The sequence below is a fragment of the Arthrobacter sp. zg-Y40 genome (genome assembly GCF_020731535.1).
Taxonomy (GTDB): Bacteria; Actinomycetota; Actinomycetes; order Actinomycetales; family Micrococcaceae; genus Arthrobacter_B.
Genome location: NZ_JAJFZS010000001.1, coordinates 658,972 through 677,827, shown reverse-complemented (window position 1 = coordinate 677,827; position 18,856 = coordinate 658,972). Strand labels below are relative to the sequence as shown.

The window sequence follows — 18,856 nt, the reverse complement described above, 5'->3', positions numbered from 1 at the left end:
ATGAACATTATAGACGATGCTCCCGAACCCACCAGATCCGATTTTGCGGGCGACGGAGCAACAACAGAACTCCCCGGTAATCCGGCGTGCCATTCCGCATTGGCTCCTGAGCACGCCTGGGAGCTTCACGAAAGCGCCATCCCTGTTTCGGTTGCCGTCGCCCAAGGAGTCCGCAGCGCCTACGTGCGCGATGAACTACCGCCCTGGGCTCAATGGATTGCCAAGGTCCATGGGGACGCCGTCTTTCCGTGCTTGGTCTACCCGATGGTCCATCCTGACGGCTCCGAGACCGGACAGGTGAAGCCCGCCCCCGGGAGCGTGAGAGACAAGACGGGCCGCGAACTTAAGTACGTCTCTCCGGGCAAGGCCGACAACCCTCCCAGGCTAACGGTCGTGCGCGCCGCACAGAGTCCTGAAGTGTCCCTCATCGTTGAGGGTGTCAAGCAGGCGCTGGCAGCACTCTCCTGGGCACCGGAAACCTGGTCGATCTATCGCATCCCGGGCATTTGGTCCTGGCACGTCGCCGGTGACCACGAAGACGATCCGGGGGCACCGACACCGCATCTTGCCGTTGTGCAGGGCTGCGACGTCGTGATCGTGCCCGACGCTGACGCGAAAACGAACATCCGAGTCTTCGACGGGGCGGCCGCCCTTGGCGAGGCCTGCGAGGCGTACGCCGCCTCGAGCGTTAAGTTCGCCCGTATTCCCGGTGCCGGCAAGGATGGCTTGGACGACCTGCTCGCGCGGCTCTCAGACGACGAAGCCCGGCGGGACATGTTGTTGTCGTTGATCTCAAAGGCACAGATCAAACCTGCAGATCTGGACAAGCGGGAACAGCAGAAAATGCGGAGAGCACTGCGAGCAAAGCGTGCGGCCGCCTGTTCTGCTTCCTCCACGGGGTCACCTGAACGGACCCCAGTCAACGTCGGAGGAGACCAGCGGCAGGCCTCACTAGATCTCCTCAAGGCGCTTATCGATCGTTCCGGTGGGGTGCGGGTCTTCCAGCGCGACCAGGAGCTCGTGCGCGTCCGGCGTGTGAAGGATGCCAAAGGGGGCGATGGGCCGCTTCACGTGACACCGCTTGACCGGCGAGGTCTCCGGCGTGAACTGCTGGACGTCACGTATCCGTACAGTGAAGGCGCGAAAGGGCAGATACCAGCGGGCCTTTCGGATAATCTCATTGATCTTGTCGCCGACCACTACGACGCGTTCCCGTACCTCACTGGTTTGACCCGCTCACCCCTCGTACTCGCCGACGGCACGGTCCTCACTGATTCCGGTTATCACGCCAAGAGTGGTGTTTACCTTGATCTCACGCCTGATGTCCAGGGCATCGATGTACCTGACCATCCGACGGACGCGGACATAACTGCGGCAGTCTCACTCATCCGCGATGATCTCTTCGCTATGGACGGCGAAGGAGGTTTCGACGGATGGGTTTTTGACTCTGAGGCGGACCAGACCGCCGCGATCACCGGCCTCATCACTCCATTTGTTCGCCCATCCCTCGGCAAGGCGCCGATGCTCCTGTTCAACGGAATCCACCGTGGCGTGGGTAAAGGAGGGTGCCTTGATGTGATCCACCGGATTGCCTTCGGAGCAGCCGCGCCAATTCAGACGACACCCAAGTCCGACGAAGAGATGGATAAGCGGATCATCGCCAAACTTCGAGCGGGTGCCGACACTATCTGTCTCGATGAGGTGCAGGACGATGGCGGCTCACGTCTGCTCTCGAACTCACTCGGTGCGGCGTTGACGTCCGAGATCTATGAAGGCCGCAAGCTTGGTTCCACTGAGATGCTGAGCCTTCCGCAGTTGGCCAGCTGGTACGGCCTTGGCAACAACATCGATATTCCTGGGGACATGGCCCGCCGCGTTTACACCTGCCGGATGGCCTCCGACCGCGATGACCTCGAGACCCGGGATAATTTTCGTCACGACCTCGATACTTGGGTGCCGGATCACCGCGAGGAGCTGCTATGCGCTGTGCTGGTTCTCGTCCGGGCCTGGTACGACAGGGGGTGCCCTGAGGCCCCGCGTGCATTCGGGTTCAAATCATTCACTGAGTGGCAACGGGTTGTCGGCGGAATCCTTCACCTTGCCGGCATCCGTGGGTTCCTCTCAAATGTCCTTGAGGTTCGTGAGAGTGCGGACAGCGAGGCTGTTGACAACGCTGAACACTGGGCCTGGGTTGAATCCCTTTTCTCCGCTGGAAGCCGATTTGGAGCGTCAGAAGTCCTAGCCAGGGCCAAGGCAGACCCAGACGCACCTCCGCCTTACGGCAAGTCCTGGGACGAACTCGATGCACGCAAGCTCTCGATGTACTACGGTCAGCACCCACGATGGTATGCGGGCCTTCGTATCGTCCAGGCCGGCAAACTGCATGGCAGGGGGAAAGCCTATGTTGTTGAACGGCAGGCAGGCGTTGCGACGCTGAATGGCTCTCACCGGAACGCCTCCGGGACATCCGGACCGCGTCCGGCGGCGGGTGCCGCTCCTGGAGAGCTCATCGATTTCACCGGACGTGGCGGTTTCAAACAGCGGGCCGCCCGAGCGATGCCGCCAATGACAGGCAAAACGATCGCAGAGCTCGGCGGTGATGCCTCGTGAGCACCCTTTACCTCGACCTCGAAACCGCAGATGCGGATCGCATCTGGGACTACGGACCAGGCTTTGTCCGTCTCGCCGGTTTTGCTGTCGGCGGATCGGAAGTGGTCACCACCACCGACATCGGAGCGGTGATCGAGATGATCTTGCAGGCGGACCTCGTGGTCGGGCACAACCTGCTCGCCTCCGGCCTGCCCGCACTGGAGCGATACCACGGACTCGATCTTGCCCGCCTCGTTCGCGATCACCGGGTGATCGACACGCTTCTTGCCGCACGGCAGAATGACCCGCCGCTGTCAGGCAAGACTGATGCCCGACGGTACAACCTTGATGCCCTGTGCCAGCGAGTACTCGGCCAGAGCGAAGCACCCGACGACTTTGAGTCAATGCTCAGGGTGCTCGCCCATCAGTTCGGTGGCTACGACCGGATCCCGGTCGACCACCCTGACTATGTGCGGTCCCTCGTTCATGACGTCGAGCTGGTGCGCGAGCTCGCCCAGCACCTGGTCGTTGATGACTACGTTTGGCGGGAGCACCATGTGATGTGGCGGCTCGGGCACATCTCCAAATTCGGCTGGAGAGTTGATGTCGACAGCGTCCAAGAGGTGCTTGCAGCTCAGGCGGAACGGGTACACCTGCATAAGCAGCGCCTGCACCAGACGTACGGTTTGCCGCTCGAGGGAGCGAAGCCTCAGGCCACGAATGCCGGTAAGGCCGCGCTCGAACGGGCCTTCACTGACCTCGGGGTTGGGATCCCGCGGACTCCGAAGGGGAACCTCGCGACCGGCAAAGATGTGTTGGAGGCTCTCGAAGCGCAGCACCCCGACAACGCTGGCCTGCTCGAGCTCTGCAGCACGCTGAGGGCTTTCAATGGCGAACGCTCGTCTGCGCAGACGATCTTCGATCACACAGGCGCCGACGGACGCGTGCACCCGAGCGTCACGGCGCCACAGGCGTTCGGACGGTTCTCAGTCACGAAGCCCGGCCTCACTGTCCAGGGCAAGAGGGACCGGGGCAACCTACTTGAACGGGCGCTACTGCTTCCCGACGTGGGACACGTGCTCATCAGTGTCGATCTGTCCCAAGTCGATGCCCGGGCAATTGCGATGCATGCTCAGGACCCGGGGTATATGGCGGCGGTCGGTCCGGGTACGGATCTTCACGACGAGATGGCTGCAGCTGTCTTCGGTGAGAACGGTTGGGACCGCACGGCGGGCCACCACCCCCGGCGTGGCGACGCGAAGGCAATAACGCACGCGACCTCGTATGGGATGGGGGCGAGCGGGCTGGCCGCGTACGCGGGGATCCCCGTTGAGGAGGCTCAACGGCAACTGGCCACCCTTGACGCTCAGTTCCCTCGTCTCGCCGGGTTCAAATCAGCGATCCGGGATCGAGCCCGGGGGCAGATCCTTGTGAACGCATTCGGCCGTCGAATGCGTGTGATGCCCGGCAGGGAGTACACGCAAGCGCCGGCCGCGATGGGTCAAGGCACTGCCCGGGACCTCATGACCGAAGGCGTGCTGCGACTCCCTGAATGGCTGCTCCCGTGCCTGCGGGCGATCATCCATGACGAGCTTGTGCTTTCCGTCCCCGAAAGCCGGGTTGAGGAGGCGGAAAACGCGGTGCTTAATGCCCTGCAGTTCTCCCACCAGATCTCGCCGGGAGCGATGCCCGTTCCTGTCCTGGCGGAAAAGGGCGCGCGCGGGCGTGACTGGGCTGACTGCTACCGAGACGAAAAGCCCGACTGGCCTGAGGTAGCCCGCGACCACCGAGAACTAACGACATGTGACGACAGGCGTTGTACATGGCACGTCACCGACATTAACTGCGAGGAGATCCCATCATGACGATCAATAACCGAACTGAGGAAGAACAACAACGGCTGAACAGCCACATGCGCCGCAAGGACGTGCTGGAGGAGGTCCTTTTCAGATCGCTTCATGCGAAGCCAGCAACCGAAGAGCAGGTGAAGCGGTTGCTCGCAGTCGCTCCGCCCGAGGTCTTCGTGCTGCTGGACGGCCTCAAGCCATCACCCTCGCCGACGGGAATCCCTAATGAACCCTTGCACGAAAACCGAATCGTGCAAGGGTTCGTCGGCATGGTCATGGAGCGCAACAAGAGTGCCTACCGTCTCTGATAGGCATGCCGGGTCCCAGCGGGGCGCAGGTTCGCGCGCATCAACATGGAAACCGGCACCTGTTCACGGTTAAAGTCCTTGGCCCAGTTCCCCACATGGCAAATCGATGACGATTCCGTGTTGAGGACATGTTTATGCTTACTCACAGGGACGTTCCGCGGTAGCGCATTAGTAACAGAACAATTTGTGGCACTCCCGCCTTCCTCCGCTCGGCACGTGCGCCGCACCGTCGCCAGCGCGCCCCTGCCGGGTCCCAGAAATTTGTCGGGCGCCACTTTCTGCACCTACGTTGAAGGGCATGGGCAACAACGATTCCTTTCCAGCAGTATTCTCTGACCTGATGGAACTTTGGCGCAAAGCACCGTCTCCTGTTCGTTTCCCGACCGGTGACTGGACCCGAGAAGACAAGTCCCGGGCCGCCGTAGTTGCCCTAAGTTGGGGTTGGCTGGTACGCATGATCCGGAGCGCGGAGGCTGCCCTTCTTTTGCAGCAGAATGGGTTTAGGCAGGAAGCCGCTCCTCTGGAGCGCACAGCGTTGGAGCATTCGATGCGATTGCACTGGGCCATTACGGCGCGGACCACGGCCTTCGAAATCGCGCTTCGGACCAGAAGTGCGTCAATCCACAGGATGAAGAAGGCGCAATCTGATAGCTGGTCGTTCACCGACGAGCAATTGGCCACAATGGATGCGGAGGTGGATGAGGCCAGCCAGGATTTCCAGAGCCTGGATAATCTCCAGCACCTGAAGCATGTCGTTGACCAGGATCCGGCCTTGAAGGCCTCCTACATGGCTTGGCTGAAATTGTCACAGTTGTCCCACCCGACCATCGAGAGCGCGCGACCTTACTACGAGAAGATGTCGAGCGACCCTGGGTATGAACTCCATATGGAGCCGCTTCATCCGGCGGACAGCGTGGAAAGTCGCATGGCGCACGCCGTGATGTTAGGGCTGGTCGGCTACGCCTCAATTGCGGGGCTGAATGATCATTTCCTCGATGCGGTTGGTAGGCTCGCAGCCCGCTGGACCGCCTTGGTCAAGGGCGACGAACTTGGCGTTTAGCCAAGCCATGCTCAGCCGCTCCGGGTGAAACTCGGCCGAAAAATGAGCTACTCGACATGCTCGGGTTCCACGCTGATGCCCTCCGCCCATTCGGCAAGGCATCCCGTGAACGCAGAGTATCTGCCGGAACGGTGCCGAGTTCCAGATGAGTCGATCTCCTGGCAGGGGGTCCAACCATTCCACGACGATGCTGTCCACGATCGGGGTGCCGGCGGTGTCGATGGGGTTAGGCAGTGTAGCCAGAACGCTAGGATAGCGATCATGTACCTGCTGGATACGAATCGGCTTTCCCCTGGCTGGGTGACAGGGCATGGCTCATGGCTCGATGGACCGCTGTTTACATCCTCGGTGTCCGCCCAAGAGCTCCTCGGCATGCAACGGCCAGACAGGGAGACCGGATACCGCTATGCGCTGCCGGTACTCGATGAGCGCGTCACCGCCATCCGCAATGGGGCGCCACCGGAGGCGCTTGTTCGCTGGGCCATCGACCACGAGAAGCTCTCGGTCTCAAGGCACACTGATCGCTTTCCTGTACCCCGCTCGCGTCTTCGCGCTGAATCGCTCGAACTGGGGCATGTGGCCATCGCGGTCGCACATAGTGGCGGGCACGATCGCCTCCTCCGCGCCTTCGCCTCGAGAGGTCTCCGAGGCAAGACACTCAAACGAGTGCTCAGCAAATGGGAGTATCTACGCAGTGACGTTGAAGCTGTGATCCCTTTGGACGAAGAGATCGCGGCTGAGGCGGTCGTCCTCGCGAACGAGTTCATTGAGGGCGGATATCGGGTCAAGGGCACGGCGCGAAACACCATGAATGACATGTATGTGGCCGCGACGTCCCAAGTCCAAGGTATACCTCTGCTGACCGACGACGCGCAGCTGAAGCTTTTCTACCAGGAGTGTGGATGGTCGGTGACTGAGAAGGAATCGGTGTTCGTAGTTACTCCCAGCCCTCGCAGGGCAGATACTCTGATGGACCTAAAATCCCCTTCAGATTCCCGCGAATATATTAATCGACCGCCTTGGCTACGCTCGCGCGTCAATCAAAATCCACCACCGCTTCCGCGTTAAACTGTGCGGATAAGCGGCGCGGGTGGTGAGATCTAATCTTGCATGGCCGTGGGTGGTCACAGCACCAGTAGCCACCGCGAAACACCGTATGCATGCCCGAACGGCAGATGACCTCGGCATTGAACCCGTGCTGGTCGAACATGTTGTCTTCGGAGTAGACCGGCCCCGAGTTTCTTCTCTGGGACAGGAGTACACCCGCTTAGCTGGGCCAGTAGGATGAGGCGCGTGGATCAGAATAATTTTGCTTCCTTTAGGTTGGAATCTGGGAACGGGGCACTGTCCTCTGATCCTCGATACCTCCACCTCGATTGGCCGTTGGCCTGGGAGTACGATGGCGAACTCTACGACTTCGCCGGCCTCACAATGCACCTCTGGCGTGCCTCCAGCTACATGATGGGCGAGGCGATCAAGAGGGCCCAGGAAAAGACAACCGCTGGGAACCTCATTTCGGCCGTGTCATGTGGCACCGCTGTCGAGCTCCTGACCAAGGCATTCCTTGCGTACGTCAACCCGGGGCTAGTGGCCGCGGACACCATCTCGACGCTCCTTCTCTCCGGAGAGGTTGAATACCTTCCGCAGCACCCCAAGCTGAGGACACGAATGGGCGCGGATGTCCTGTCGAGCGCCCGCTCGATGATTGAGGCAAAAACCTCGACCTCGCCATGGACGCAGCTGCAGCAGGAACTCGTGTTGGAGGCGCGAAATTCCGCAGCCCACTTGGGACTTCTTAGGAAGGATGGAGCAGACTTCATGTCAGCAGGCATCGTGATAATCGAGGCTCTGCTCCCTCACACGGAGCAATACAACGTGGATTATTGGACCCACGGAGCCCAATAGAGCAGTGAGAAGAGAAGGCGCTCACTGCACTCATTTAATCGGCTCAATCGGTTCGCGCAGCTGGGTAAGGGGGCTTACGGCAAACGAGCAGAAATGCGTAGCCCTGGAGTCCAAGAAGTGCTGCGCAGAGTTTTACGTGGGCGTCTGATCTGCGGGACTTTCCGTTTGCCCCTGGCCGCTACTTCGTCTCGTTGGGGTGACTGGTGTGGATCTGCTCCAGGTAAACCACCTGCCCCTCGACGTAGAACCAGATGCGAGCACCACCCTTCAGGGTCGGTTTGTGCTGCCAGCGGTCATGCTGGGAGCCGTTTCGACTCACCTGAGCCAGGTCACCCTTCAGCTGGTAGTTGGTGGGTGTTGCAAGCTCAGGCGTCCGGGTCAGGAAGTCCCACGCATCGACCAGCGGGTTTTTGGTCGTAGCCACCAGGTCAGTCCAGCCCTTGCGTGCCTGGACTGATGCAAACCGGATGTCGTATTCACTCTTCTTCGTCGGCCGCTCAACCTTCAGCTCCTTCGCCATGCGCTATGGGCGCTCGACAGTTTCGGCTTCGTCGAGCCATTCAACCGGCTCCTTGCCCAGGCCGGCGGCGATAGCGGTGGCAGTTTCGCGCCAGGAGGTGAGTTCTGCGACGGCCAAGTGGGGCTGATGTGTGGCAAAAGATGCACGAGCCGCCGCCAGCACAGCAGTCGCGCAGGCTTCCTGGTCAGCCAGGTTGAGGGCCAACATCCACGGGAACCGGTCGCTCATACGACTGGCGAGGGTCCCATCGGTGCTCGTTGAGACGGCAACCAGCTGTGCCGCCAACTCCAGCAGCGCATCTCGCGCTTTGTCGGCGCTCTCGGACATCAGCACCAAGGATTCGCCGTCGCGGCGGGTGACCTGGATAGGGTGATCGGTCGCTGCCGCAAAGACATCAAGGGGTGCGCGGCTCAGGTCAGAAGACTTGAATGTCGTTTTCGATAAGGTGGCTGCGCTCATGCAACAACAGTAGCTCAGAACGTGTTCTGAAGTCCAGTGGAGGAGCAACCTGATGTAGGACGGTTAGCGGGGCGGGGTGGGTCCCGCGAGGCCCATCGGGCCAGCGGCCAACTGTGCTCTTCGCGGACAACATGGGCTGCGTGGAGCAGACGGTCGAGGGCCAGACCACGGGACGCCGTGGCTAGGGCTCGTTCCTGAAAGCCTGCGACCAGATGCCCTTAATGACACAGCGGCTTGGGTGGGGTTGGTCTTCCCTCGGCTAGGTCAGAGAACCACACCATAACCGACATTATGATGTGGGTTGGAAAGTGAAGCCGTTGTCGCCACGTCTCAGTTTCGCCGGTCCAAGGAACGGACCGATGTAAGTGACGAACTTGTCCCAACAGCTTCGGCCCCTGTCTTGCCGCCCGTCCGAAGGACGATGATCAATGGTCAAGGGACGATATAGCAGGGCGGCGGTGACGCGCTCCGATTCCGGCTACTTCGCGGAAGTCGATGGGCTGCTGGCGGGAGCGGAAGAATGGCCTGTCGGAGAGGACGAGGCGATCGGAGCTGAGGGGAACGCGATCAGCCATGCCCCTTCCCGGAAGACCAGGCTGTTGACTTCTTCCGCCAACGCTGCTGAGTTGGCCAGCTCTTTGTCCCCGGACTTCACCGAAATCGCCGCCACTGGAACTGTCGCTGTGCGCTCTTTCACGACAATTTGGGATGCATCAACTTCAATGGACAGCTTTGCTGCGGGATCCAAAACCTTCACCAAGGCAAAGTCTGCCATGGCCGTGGCGACGTCATCGGACCCGGCCGTGGGATCGGTATACCGCAGGGCTTCGGAAAAGGTCTCATCATCAGCGTTATCCGGCAGATCCGCCGCAATCTCATCAGACGTGGTTGCCTCAAAGAACTTCTCAATGGTTTTTGCAGCTTCTGCGGGGCTCGATAGTGGTTCTGCAGTTGTCGTCAGTTCTGTCTGAGCCGACTCATTGCCAGCGCAACTGGTGGTGTTGAGCAGCAACCCTGAGGAGAGGACAAGCATGCCCAGGATCTTTGTTTTCTTCATATCAGGGTCTTCCACTGGGCTGATTATTGGTGTGATCTCAAAAGTTACGCGACGTCAGCAACACTTAACAAATCGCCGTTCCATGCTTCGTGGATCAACCCGAGCATCATGTGTGATGGAATTGTGCAGGGCCGCGGCGATACTTGATATTTTCAACTCCTAAAAATCCTCGAAGATTCTGCGTCGCGGGATCATCAGGTTGCTCTGGCTGGCACTATAGACAGTCGAACAATGACTCAAACAGCCCTGGGGGGACATTCATGTCGAGAAAAGATAAGCACCAGGTCCGAGGGTGCGGTGCTACACGACTAACCAGGGGTCCCCTTTCCATGAACAGGTTTATGAAAAATTTCGTTTCCGCTTTAGTTTCGCTGGCGCTCTTGGGCTCAACATTGCTCCTTGGGGCGGCCCCCGCCGACGCTAGGACCGTATGTTCTAACGGTGTGGGTGACCTTCCCGGCGTTTGCTACGAGGTTCCCGATGATGTAGGAAACGGCGGTTCCACCACCGTGGATCTCGGAGGATCTCCCATCCCGGGTGGCGCATATACACCCCCGGTCAACAACAACGGCGGTGCTTACACACCTCCATGCTATGGCTGCGGCACCGGCGGCGGATACGTTCCTCCAGCTCCTGTGCAGAATCAGCCCGCCACCGGTGGCGGATACCAACCGCCGGTGAACAACGGCGGCGGGTACGAGGCTCCGATACACAACGGTTTCAGCGTGCCTTCAGGCGGCGGTTATGTCGCCGCCCCGGGCGTCGGCGCTTCCGCCGATGACGGCGCTCAGGGATTTGCCCCGGAACCTCCGGAGGCTACGTCGATTGAGGATCAGGCCGCTGCGGACAATGCTGGTCAGGCACGGGCTACTGCCGAGAAGGCCAGCGCCCGTGAATCCATCAAAGCCGCCGCATACAAGGCTGCTTCCTTGAGGACCATCAAGCTAGCTGCCGAACAGGCCATAGAGAACCGCTGATTCCCTAGAAAGCTGCTGACAGCACCGATCAGCGTTTGGCAACTCTGTTGAAGCCGAACGCGCCAGCGAGGCACAAAGCTAATATCTGGTTGCCTTACCCTTGGCGTTGCGCCTTGCCACAGTGTGTGAAGCTAGGACGCATGGCTGACATGGTGCGGGTTGGTGGGGTCGAGCGACCCTGCGATGAGGTTCTGGAATACGCGGGGGATTACCTCAGCGGAAACGGCAAATGGGCCTACCCGGCGTACGACTCCTACCTTGGAGCACCGGGCGGGATGGTGGGTGACGCAGATTTGTTGGCCGTTTGTCTACTAAACGCTGGCCAGCAGATGATTCCCGCCTACTACGGCCTGCAGCGCCTAGTCGAGGCCATGAACGAGGCGCTTAGGCATCCCGACTTAGTCGGCGACTTTGCAGATGCCGGCCCCGAGACCCTCAGCGTAGTCGCAGACATGTTTGGCATCCTGGACAAACACCCCACGCCCCACGTCCGTAAGACAAAGCTCATGAAGGTACTGCATCGAAAACGTCCGGAACTCATTCCCTTGTTCGATGAAAACATTCGTCGCTGCTACAGCGAGCTTGGTTCTCGGCCCGTACCAGCAGTAAATGGGCGCTTGCACCGAGACTTTGCCATGGCCTGGTTACCGGTTCTGCAGAGGGACCTGTGTGAGCAGCGGGGATTTTGGGACGAGATCGTAAGCATGGCAGACCCAGCGGTGCCGATTACGCCATTGCGTGCTATGGACATCGTTGGATGGCACATGGGGCGTCGGCCACGGTAAAGGGGCAAACCCGCTGCCCCTTCCCCTTAAGCCAATAGGTGCTAGTTCAAGGCCGGGACGATCAGGCGAGCTGGTCCAAGCGTTCCCAGAACGCACGCCGCAGTTCCTTGCGTATCCCCTGATAATCGGTCTTCTGCTCACCGATCTTCGATGCACAGTCCTTCAAAAGCACACGGTCGATTTCCGGGGGAAGGATAGGGCGTTCAGCCACCAACTCCCGCAATGCAATTTGGGTGGTGTTGTTGTACCAGGACTCTGCTACCGCAAAACCCACGTCGTAGGCTGCACCCATCGCTGAATCCTCATAACCGGCCCCCGTGCCACTCCGTCCGGAGCTGTATACCAATTCCGGACTGTCCGGCCGCGGTGCTCGGAAAGAGGGAACGGAAGCAGTCGGGTGCACTGCCGCGGTGGGCTTGGGCTTCTGCGCTGCACTGTTTACAGCCACTGCGCCAGCGACTGCCTTCACCGAGGGCGGCGCTGGAAGTGCCGGCGCCGCGGAGGTTACCGGGCTCAGCGGTGAAGCTTTCTCCTGTTTGGAGAAACACTTCCGCACCAGGTCCGCAGGCAAAGTGATGATGCTGTCCACACGCAGGGCCAAGTGTTCCGCAACAGAGGTCACACCAAGCCGATGGCTTGAGTCTTCAAAGCCGACGAGGACGACCTTGACTCCGAAGTCCTGGGCGGCTTCTACAGCCTCCGCCAAATCATCGTCTCCTGAGAGGAGGAACACGGTGTTCACACCTCTGTTCCGAGCAATCCCCACCAAGTCGAGTCCGAGCTTCAGATCCACACCTTTCTGAGTACCGTCTACAGACATGCGTCCCAACCGAACCTTCACACCCGAGATCATGCCTATGCGTTTGTGTTGCTCAGTGAATAGAGCGTCCTTAGAAGCGTCGTACCAGTAGGTGCGGAGCGTGGGTAAGCCACTGAATTCCTGCGTGCACTTTCGGATACCCTCGATGAGGGGCTCGAAATTCACGGTCGTTGCGGAGCGGAGCGAGGTCCCAGCCGTCTGCATGCCGCCGACTGCCAACAGGAATCCTGCGTCGATGAAGATCGCCTGCTGATCCATAGAGGAAACCCTTACTATCGTTTTGGTTATCGGGAGCGATGTAGCCAGGGTTCATGGATTCAGAGGAACCGGTACGCAAAGCGAAGTACTAATATGTCACCTATGCCCGGGAGGCGGTAATGGCGATAACAGCAGCGGAGGCCAGACGTGATCTGACCCGTCTCGTCGAACAGGTCAACCTGGACCGGATAGACATCGAGATCGTGGCCAAGCGTGGGTCAGCAGTATTGATGTCCAAAGATACGTACGACTCCTTGATGGAAACAAACTATCTGCTTAGCTCGCCCCGAAATGCGCAGCGACTCCTAGCGTCACTCGCATCTGTACGGAAAGGCGACGCTGCAGAGCGGCAGTTGTCAGAGCAGTAAGCGACATTTATTTAGGCCATTTGTCCAGCCGGCCGCGGTCTGCCTAAGTCCTTTCGTGCGGGCACGTCGGCCGCCCGAAACTCGCTGGACCTCGGAGAAACTCCCGGCGAAGGTTTCTAGGTCCTGCTGACACGCAGATCAGGAGTTGCTCAGAAAGCTTCTTTGTCGTCAGGGAAACCGCCGGAGGACCCTATGAGTACTATTGCGTCTTGCCGTCCCATCGGGTTTTATGTCCCCGGTATAGCAAAACACCGCAGGTGGGGGGACATAAATGAAGTTTGATGTAAGCGGGCAGCGCACTGCCCCCGTACCCGGCGCCACGCCCGGTGGTACCGCGGACGGAAACTTCGATGTTGCCCCTGACGCGATAATTGCGATTCTGAACGACGTCCAGGCCATGGCAACAGAGTTCAACGACCTGCTCATGGTGGCGGACGCCAACATGGTGAACCTTGCCGATGCTTGTAAGGCGCCACCCATCACCACCGAACTGAGTACTTTCTCCAACTTCATGCTTAAGCGGCCCATACGTTCCGCCGGCGGGCGGACGATGGTCGCGGTGAACGCGGTGGCAGAGGCCACCATGGCGCTGGTCCAGGGCGATCACGAAATGAGTGATACGGCCCGGGAATCGGCGGCCATGGCCGCCCAGCAACATGTGGACGATGCTCCCGGTGCAGCGGACGGGCCGCGTTATGTTGGCCGCGGACCTGCTCAGGCTTTCTGATGGATTTTGGCATAGGAGCATTTGAACAGCGACTGCCAGATGGTGAGGAGATCCGAACGCATGCCGCAGAGACCGCCGCCATCGGAGAGCGGGTGCATGAACTCATGGACTCGCTCTGGGAGACCTGGCTGAGGCTCACGGCACCGGGAACCTATGACGTGTCCGGTAACGAGAAAGTCTTCACTGCGTTGGACAGTTCCCGCACCGCGGCAGAAGACCTCTCAATCCACAGCACGCAGATAGATACTCTGATGCGGACCTATGCCGACTCCGTCGACCTGCTTAAGGTCCGCATGGGGTGGGTCAAAGAGCGAATCACAGCATTCAACCGGGATTACCCGGAATCCGAACAGGAGGAATGGGATAACGACGAGGACACAGTTCACGCACGCAACGAACTGGCGTCGGACGTCGGACACCTCCATCAAGACCTGGACGAAGCCCAGCGGGAGACCGCTGCCCGAATCGCCAGCATCACCGGATCCGGACGGGTCTATGAAGAATTCGATGAATGGGACCCAGAGTACCAAGCACGAAGTCGCCCTGAGTCCATTATTTACGGTTACGACTCCGACGTATACGCTGGGCAGCTTTCCGGATACCTCTCCAGAGACCTTCCCTGGTACAGCGACACCTGGAACATTATTCGCGACACGCCACAAGGATTCCATATGGCCGCCTGGGAGTTCGTCACCGGCCTCGGGGTTCTTATTGGTTTCCAAGGGTGGGGTAACGCCGGTACTGCATGGAAGAACATGCACCGAATGGGTGAAACCGTCTTTATCGTGGTCAGCCCAGAGGCTGCAGACCCTCATCGAACCTCCGAAGTATTGGATGAATGGGCTAGCATCGGTTCTACTCTTATCCGGTATGACCAGTGGAATTCGGACCGGCCGGGCCTCGCATTGGGTGGGAACCTTTTCGATATCGCGAGCCTCCTTGTCGGTGGCACAGGTATTGTCACCGCTCCTGTCAAGGTCGGGACCAAGGCAGGGACTGTTGCCGAGCACCTAACTGCTGCAGGAACCAAGGCTGCCACTCTGGCTGAACATCTGGGCAAGCTGGTCCCGTCTTCGGGTGGACACGGGGGCTTTGGCAGCCTTACCCCTGCCCTACCCGACGGACGTCTTCCCGTCCAGCCACAGGAGCTGAAGCTGCCGGACAACGCCATGTTCCGCGAAGGAAAAGGCGGTGGCGGAAAGGTCTTCCCTGACTCCTATAGCCCGGACAGCGGGCGGGATCCGGCAGTCCAGCCACAGGTCGGGGACAGCGATGGCGGTAATGGCTACTTCAAGGACGTGGGGCGCAGCTTGCACGGGGCCCCGGAACAACAGTACTTCTCCGGCATTGATCGGGTCGACTCAGGACATGCCCGCGAATACATCCTCAAGGACGAGGACGGCAATGAGGTCAGTTTCGACGGCCATGGCTGGATCGGTGATCCTCCGAAGGAGTACTTTCCAGAGATCAAGGGTCATTACGACTGGATGTGGCCGGAGAAAAAGAACGAGGAGTTTACCCGCTGGGCGCGAGAGCTGCGGAGTCAGCATGACGCCCTCATGAATTCCGGTACACCCGGTTATATCCACGAAATGATATTTACCGAGAAATCGGTCATGGATGAATTCATGGCTTTCCTCCCGCCAGACCATCCTGCTCGCGCCAACTTGATCTTCACTCACAAGCCCATGCCATGACTGGCACAACGCTGATAGGTTGAAACCATGAAACAGACCGTAATCGATTTGTTTCCTCCGGAGGATGAGTACGCATACTTCATGCTGGTGTGGGGAAGCCGCGCTGAGACTCCGCAAGAACTCGCAGCTCGCCAGTGGGCCACCATGCGGGCCCTGGACGCGGTCGTGCCCGCCGGCGACCCTCGGTATCCGGCTCCGAAATGGGTTGATCCCAACGAAGACCTCTACAGCCGATACCGGCCCCCAACGCCTGACTCTCTGGAAGAGCTGCAAGAGCAGGTTGCCCGAAACGCACAGGTCCATGAGGACGGCACTGTTCAGGGTCGCGCTCCACTGACGGCATTCCTAGCTCCTGACGGGGAACATGGAACCATAGTGTCCATCGAGGGAGCCGCGGGCCATAGGAAGACTGCCTCGGGCAACGATGTCATGATTCGTTTCCAGCCTGACTTCCCCATCGGTGATTCACATGACGCAGCAGATCTGTTTCGCAAGTTGGTGGGTATATGGCAACCAGATTGGGCCAGATTCGGAACACTCAGAACATCCCAACAGGTTGAGGACTACGCGAAATCCTATGCCAGCTACCTCTCATGGGTTGCCCAACCAAGCATGGGTGTGCCCCCTGCCCTACAGTCAGCTATCGCCGAGCCTTTCGGCGATGGAACCCTGCTCGCGGTCAAAGACTGGAGTATTGACGGGGTACGCAATCTGCATGAGGAGCTCTTGGCCGCTGGCGTACCAGGAAAGGTAGCGGACAACCGTGAACCTCAAGTCGTTCCGCAGTTCCCATCAGACTTATCCTGAGCCATGGCTCGACGGCAATGAGGTACGCACCTACCGGCTGCCACCGGGGCCAGCATCGCCTCGTATGTGGTCTCCGTCTGCCTGTGACACACGTGCCGGCAGCAAGCGGCAGCCGACGCCCCCGGCTGCTAGCAGCTGTATGCGGATCCTGAGTAATGCTTAGTTTCTTCGTGAACTTGAAACCAGGTCGACAGGGTTCAACTTGTACGCCGCTACGGTGTGACCGCTGGCGCGATATTCCGAGGCCGACGGCGGGACCATGAACGTGTTGTAGGCCGCCATATCGCTGCGATGAGCGACGTAAACGCGTGTCCATTCGCCGGATTCGCCGGTGATTGCAGACAGCTGACGGGCAAATAGTCCGCTTTGGCGGAGCTGCACGCCTTCGACCGCTTGCGCGTGAACCCAGTCACGATAGCGCTCGTATATGAAGCTAAAAGTCACGAATGGTGCAAAGTCCTGAACATGGGCCTGCCAAAACAGTCGGACGTTCTCGTCAATAGGTACCCGACAGGATGGTAGACGTTCCGGTATGGCATTCATACGATCGGGGGGTGCCGAAGGACTCGTCGTTGTGTGATTGCCCTCTTTCACGTCTTTGTCCGTACGGCAGCACGGGATGAGTCTCACGCCGGCGGAGCGTACGAAGTACCTGAACGTTCTGACCGTCCAGCCCTCATCCAGGAGCTCCAGAACGCTGTCGGCGGCTCTTGGATGGATGGACGCTGCGATGATCATTAGTGCCGGAAAATCCTTCAGGGTTTCTGGCAGCGGACGTCCGAAGCGTTGTTGGAAAGCCACCGGCAAGTCGATCTCCAGATCACCGTCAGCGACGATCTGGATCAATTCGTCTCTGTTCATCCGCTTGATTGAGCGGCGGTAGCCAAGAACCTGAGCAATGACGGAGGGGGATGCTTCGTTCAGCTTCAGCTCGACGATGTGTATTACGCCGGCAGAGTCGATCGCGAGCAGGTCAATTAGCCCACCGCCCACCTTCACTTGTCGTCCGATGATCAATAAATCCTGCACGATAAGAGAAAGATGGTCCTCCAGATAGTCCTCCAGCTCCTTCTCAAGCCGGAATCCGCGCAGTTTCGTCAGTTTGGTCATCGCCTATCGTCCTATCCTTCGTGTAGTGCCTGCCCTGTTGATGTGTGTAGCTGGAGAAATCTGCCCGGATAGGCCAGTATCCGGCGCGATTCAGGTAAACCTTTTGACTTGCAGATCCGCAAGCTCACACACAAGGGGGGAGGTCTGACGGCCGAGCTCCTGATCCAGGACGGCTTTCAGGCGAGCAGCGAGGACCTCTCGGTAGAGAGAACCGTAACCTTCCCTAATATGCTTTGGACGCTCCGACCGAGAATTGTCATCGGACGCAGAAACTGTGCTGCGTTCAATGAGGAGTCGGCGTATCGCCGAGTCCCTCATCTGGGTGCCGGTCGTTTTCCAGGCTGTGTCAAGAAGGGCCTTCTCCTCATTGTTGGCGGCACCGCTCTGAGCAAGCACGGTCAGCATGGCGGCACCATATCCAAACTTGCGGTCGCTAGGGGAAGCCATCGCTTCAAAGGCCCACATGGCACGGGTCCACCATTCCCTATTGGAATAGAAGTTTCTCTGACCCCAGAACGAGGGCACTATCCGGTTCATGTTCACATCGCTTTTCATGCATCACCTCGAATCAGCAGTAAGTCATTCAATGCGGAGGTCCCGGTGTGTAATCCTGACGCCGTACTCGGCGTCTAATATCGGGGTACCTAAATAATAATCTAACGGCACGAGTTTTGCGAACCAATAGAAATGGGAAAAGTGGGCATATCTCGCACCTCAAAAATCTATTGATAAATGAGGATAAAATGCATGTTTGGCTATATTGACTAAGTGCGCCGGCCGTCGTTTGCTGGGGCCGGGAGCTTCGAAGGGAAGCCCAGGTGATGAGCATCCTGTCAGGGCAAACGAGCGTCGTCCGCGCACCCCGTGCACTCCTCGCATTAGCGCTACCTCATCCACCCCCTGTCCTCTCCGAACCCAGTTCCCCAAGCCGGAGGGAACGCCTTACACAAACGGCTGCCCCACCAATTTCGCCTCGCGGTTCCGCGGTGTCAGCCATCCTGGTCGCGCACCCTTGACGACCAAACCATCGATCCCGGAAGGAGGTGAGGCCGGTGTGTTCGTTGCTAATGGGTGAAGCTCAGCGGGGACTTAGGCGGAAGCCACATCACGGATCCCAGCGATGGTTCTTCAGCCCTCGTTTTCTTGCTTTCTGACGGACATCCAAATAAATGACTGACCGGAACCAGCCCGGTTCTGGGCCGGTTCCGGTCCAGAACCGGGATATCGATAGAGGCCACTCCTGCACTGTGTCCAATTCTGGGCCAGACATGGGTCAGACGTGGGCCATTGCCAGGCCACGAGAGTGCTGTTGATCGCGCTGGGGCAGATTAGGGTCCGATCCGTCCGGATCATGCCCAGATCTGGCCCAAAAGGGGCCCGGTACCCTTGAAAGCCCGCAAGTAACCAAGAAATCACTCAAAAACACCAGTTGCCGCCCTTGACGGGACAGTTTTAGACCATAATCGGGCCAGCTTTGTACACAACGCTGCAGCCTTAGGGCCGCATTTTTACCATCCCGGCGCCCGGGGGTGCCACGTCAGGGCAGAAGGCAAGCTGCCAGG

The 18,856-nt window shown here is 59.2% G+C and carries 18 protein-coding genes; 12 read left to right on the top strand and 6 right to left on the bottom strand.

Annotated features, from left to right (window positions below):
- The 6 genes from LJ754_RS03190 (at position 1) to LJ754_RS03165 (ending at position 7,709) form a co-directional block, all read left to right on the top strand.
- Positions 1 to 2,610: a DUF3854 domain-containing protein gene (locus LJ754_RS03190; protein ID WP_227925348.1), complete on the top strand. Its 2,610-nt coding sequence runs from the start codon at positions 1 to 3 to the stop codon at positions 2,608 to 2,610.
- A complete protein-coding gene (locus tag LJ754_RS03185; RefSeq protein WP_227925347.1) occupies positions 2,607 to 4,454 on the top strand; it encodes a DNA polymerase in 1,848 nt (615 codons plus the stop codon). The genes LJ754_RS03190 and LJ754_RS03185 overlap by 4 nt, the downstream gene beginning before the upstream one ends.
- A complete protein-coding gene (locus tag LJ754_RS03180; protein WP_227925346.1) occupies positions 4,451 to 4,744 on the top strand; it encodes a hypothetical protein in 294 nt (97 codons plus the stop codon). Before LJ754_RS03185 ends, LJ754_RS03180 begins: the two co-directional genes overlap by 4 nt.
- A 298-nt stretch (positions 4,745 to 5,042) precedes the next feature.
- Complete coding sequence (locus LJ754_RS03175) at positions 5,043 to 5,804, top strand: DUF5677 domain-containing protein (protein WP_227925345.1); 762 nt, start codon at positions 5,043 to 5,045, stop codon at positions 5,802 to 5,804.
- 261 nt (positions 5,805 to 6,065) lie between these two features.
- Positions 6,066 to 6,872 carry a type II toxin-antitoxin system VapC family toxin gene (locus LJ754_RS03170; RefSeq protein ID WP_227925344.1) on the top strand — a complete coding sequence of 269 codons (807 nt, stop codon included), beginning with the start codon at positions 6,066 to 6,068 and terminating at the stop codon, positions 6,870 to 6,872.
- 225 nt (positions 6,873 to 7,097) lie between these two features.
- Positions 7,098 to 7,709: a hypothetical protein gene (locus LJ754_RS03165; RefSeq protein WP_227925342.1), complete on the top strand. Its 612-nt coding sequence runs from the start codon at positions 7,098 to 7,100 to the stop codon at positions 7,707 to 7,709.
- Between the two features lie 178 nt (positions 7,710 to 7,887).
- Here LJ754_RS03165 and LJ754_RS03160 read toward each other — a convergent pair whose 3' ends face one another.
- The 3 genes from LJ754_RS03160 to LJ754_RS03150 all read right to left on the bottom strand — a co-directional run bounded on the left by LJ754_RS03160 (position 7,888) and on the right by LJ754_RS03150 (position 9,760).
- Positions 7,888 to 8,229: a hypothetical protein gene (locus LJ754_RS03160; protein WP_227925340.1), complete on the bottom strand. Its 342-nt coding sequence runs from the start codon at positions 8,227 to 8,229 to the stop codon at positions 7,888 to 7,890.
- A gap of 3 nt (positions 8,230 to 8,232) precedes the next feature.
- Positions 8,233 to 8,688, bottom strand: a complete 456-nt coding sequence (locus tag LJ754_RS03155) for a prevent-host-death protein (protein ID WP_227925338.1) — start codon at positions 8,686 to 8,688, stop codon at positions 8,233 to 8,235.
- A gap of 478 nt (positions 8,689 to 9,166) precedes the next feature.
- Positions 9,167 to 9,760: a hypothetical protein gene (locus LJ754_RS03150; protein ID WP_227925336.1), complete on the bottom strand. Its 594-nt coding sequence runs from the start codon at positions 9,758 to 9,760 to the stop codon at positions 9,167 to 9,169.
- Positions 9,761 to 10,380: 620 nt separating this feature from the next.
- Here LJ754_RS03150 and LJ754_RS03145 point away from each other — a divergent pair.
- Complete coding sequence (locus LJ754_RS03145) at positions 10,381 to 10,722, top strand: hypothetical protein (protein ID WP_227925334.1); 342 nt, start codon at positions 10,381 to 10,383, stop codon at positions 10,720 to 10,722.
- A 140-nt stretch (positions 10,723 to 10,862) separates the two neighbouring features.
- Complete coding sequence (locus tag LJ754_RS03140) at positions 10,863 to 11,507, top strand: DUF6308 family protein (RefSeq protein WP_227925332.1); 645 nt, start codon at positions 10,863 to 10,865, stop codon at positions 11,505 to 11,507.
- Positions 11,508 to 11,568: 61 nt separating this feature from the next.
- Here LJ754_RS03140 and LJ754_RS03135 read toward each other — a convergent pair whose 3' ends face one another.
- Positions 11,569 to 12,585, bottom strand: a complete 1,017-nt coding sequence (locus LJ754_RS03135) for an NYN domain-containing protein (protein WP_227925331.1) — start codon at positions 12,583 to 12,585, stop codon at positions 11,569 to 11,571.
- 119 nt (positions 12,586 to 12,704) lie between these two features.
- Here LJ754_RS03135 and LJ754_RS03130 point away from each other — a divergent pair, with 119 nt between their 5' ends.
- From LJ754_RS03130 to LJ754_RS03115, 4 genes are all read left to right on the top strand, one after another.
- Complete coding sequence (locus LJ754_RS03130; RefSeq protein WP_227925329.1) at positions 12,705 to 12,953, top strand: type II toxin-antitoxin system Phd/YefM family antitoxin; 249 nt, start codon at positions 12,705 to 12,707, stop codon at positions 12,951 to 12,953.
- A gap of 271 nt (positions 12,954 to 13,224) precedes the next feature.
- Positions 13,225 to 13,680, top strand: a complete 456-nt coding sequence (locus LJ754_RS03125; RefSeq protein WP_227925328.1) for a DUF6507 family protein — start codon at positions 13,225 to 13,227, stop codon at positions 13,678 to 13,680.
- Positions 13,680 to 15,377 carry a hypothetical protein gene (locus tag LJ754_RS03120; RefSeq protein WP_227925327.1) on the top strand — a complete coding sequence of 566 codons (1,698 nt, stop codon included), beginning with the start codon at positions 13,680 to 13,682 and terminating at the stop codon, positions 15,375 to 15,377. The genes LJ754_RS03125 and LJ754_RS03120 overlap by 1 nt, the downstream gene beginning before the upstream one ends.
- A gap of 27 nt (positions 15,378 to 15,404) precedes the next feature.
- On the top strand, positions 15,405 to 16,184 hold the full coding sequence (locus LJ754_RS03115; protein WP_227925326.1) for a hypothetical protein: 780 nt from the start codon (positions 15,405 to 15,407) through the stop codon (positions 16,182 to 16,184).
- A 159-nt stretch (positions 16,185 to 16,343) separates the two neighbouring features.
- Here LJ754_RS03115 and LJ754_RS03110 read toward each other — a convergent pair whose 3' ends face one another.
- Both LJ754_RS03110 and LJ754_RS03105 read right to left on the bottom strand, forming a co-directional pair.
- On the bottom strand, positions 16,344 to 17,294 hold the full coding sequence (locus LJ754_RS03110; RefSeq protein WP_227925325.1) for an endonuclease NucS domain-containing protein: 951 nt from the start codon (positions 17,292 to 17,294) through the stop codon (positions 16,344 to 16,346).
- Between the two features lie 90 nt (positions 17,295 to 17,384).
- Positions 17,385 to 17,849, bottom strand: a complete 465-nt coding sequence (locus LJ754_RS03105) for a hypothetical protein (RefSeq protein ID WP_227925324.1) — start codon at positions 17,847 to 17,849, stop codon at positions 17,385 to 17,387.
- Positions 17,850 to 18,856 lie beyond the last annotated feature (1,007 nt).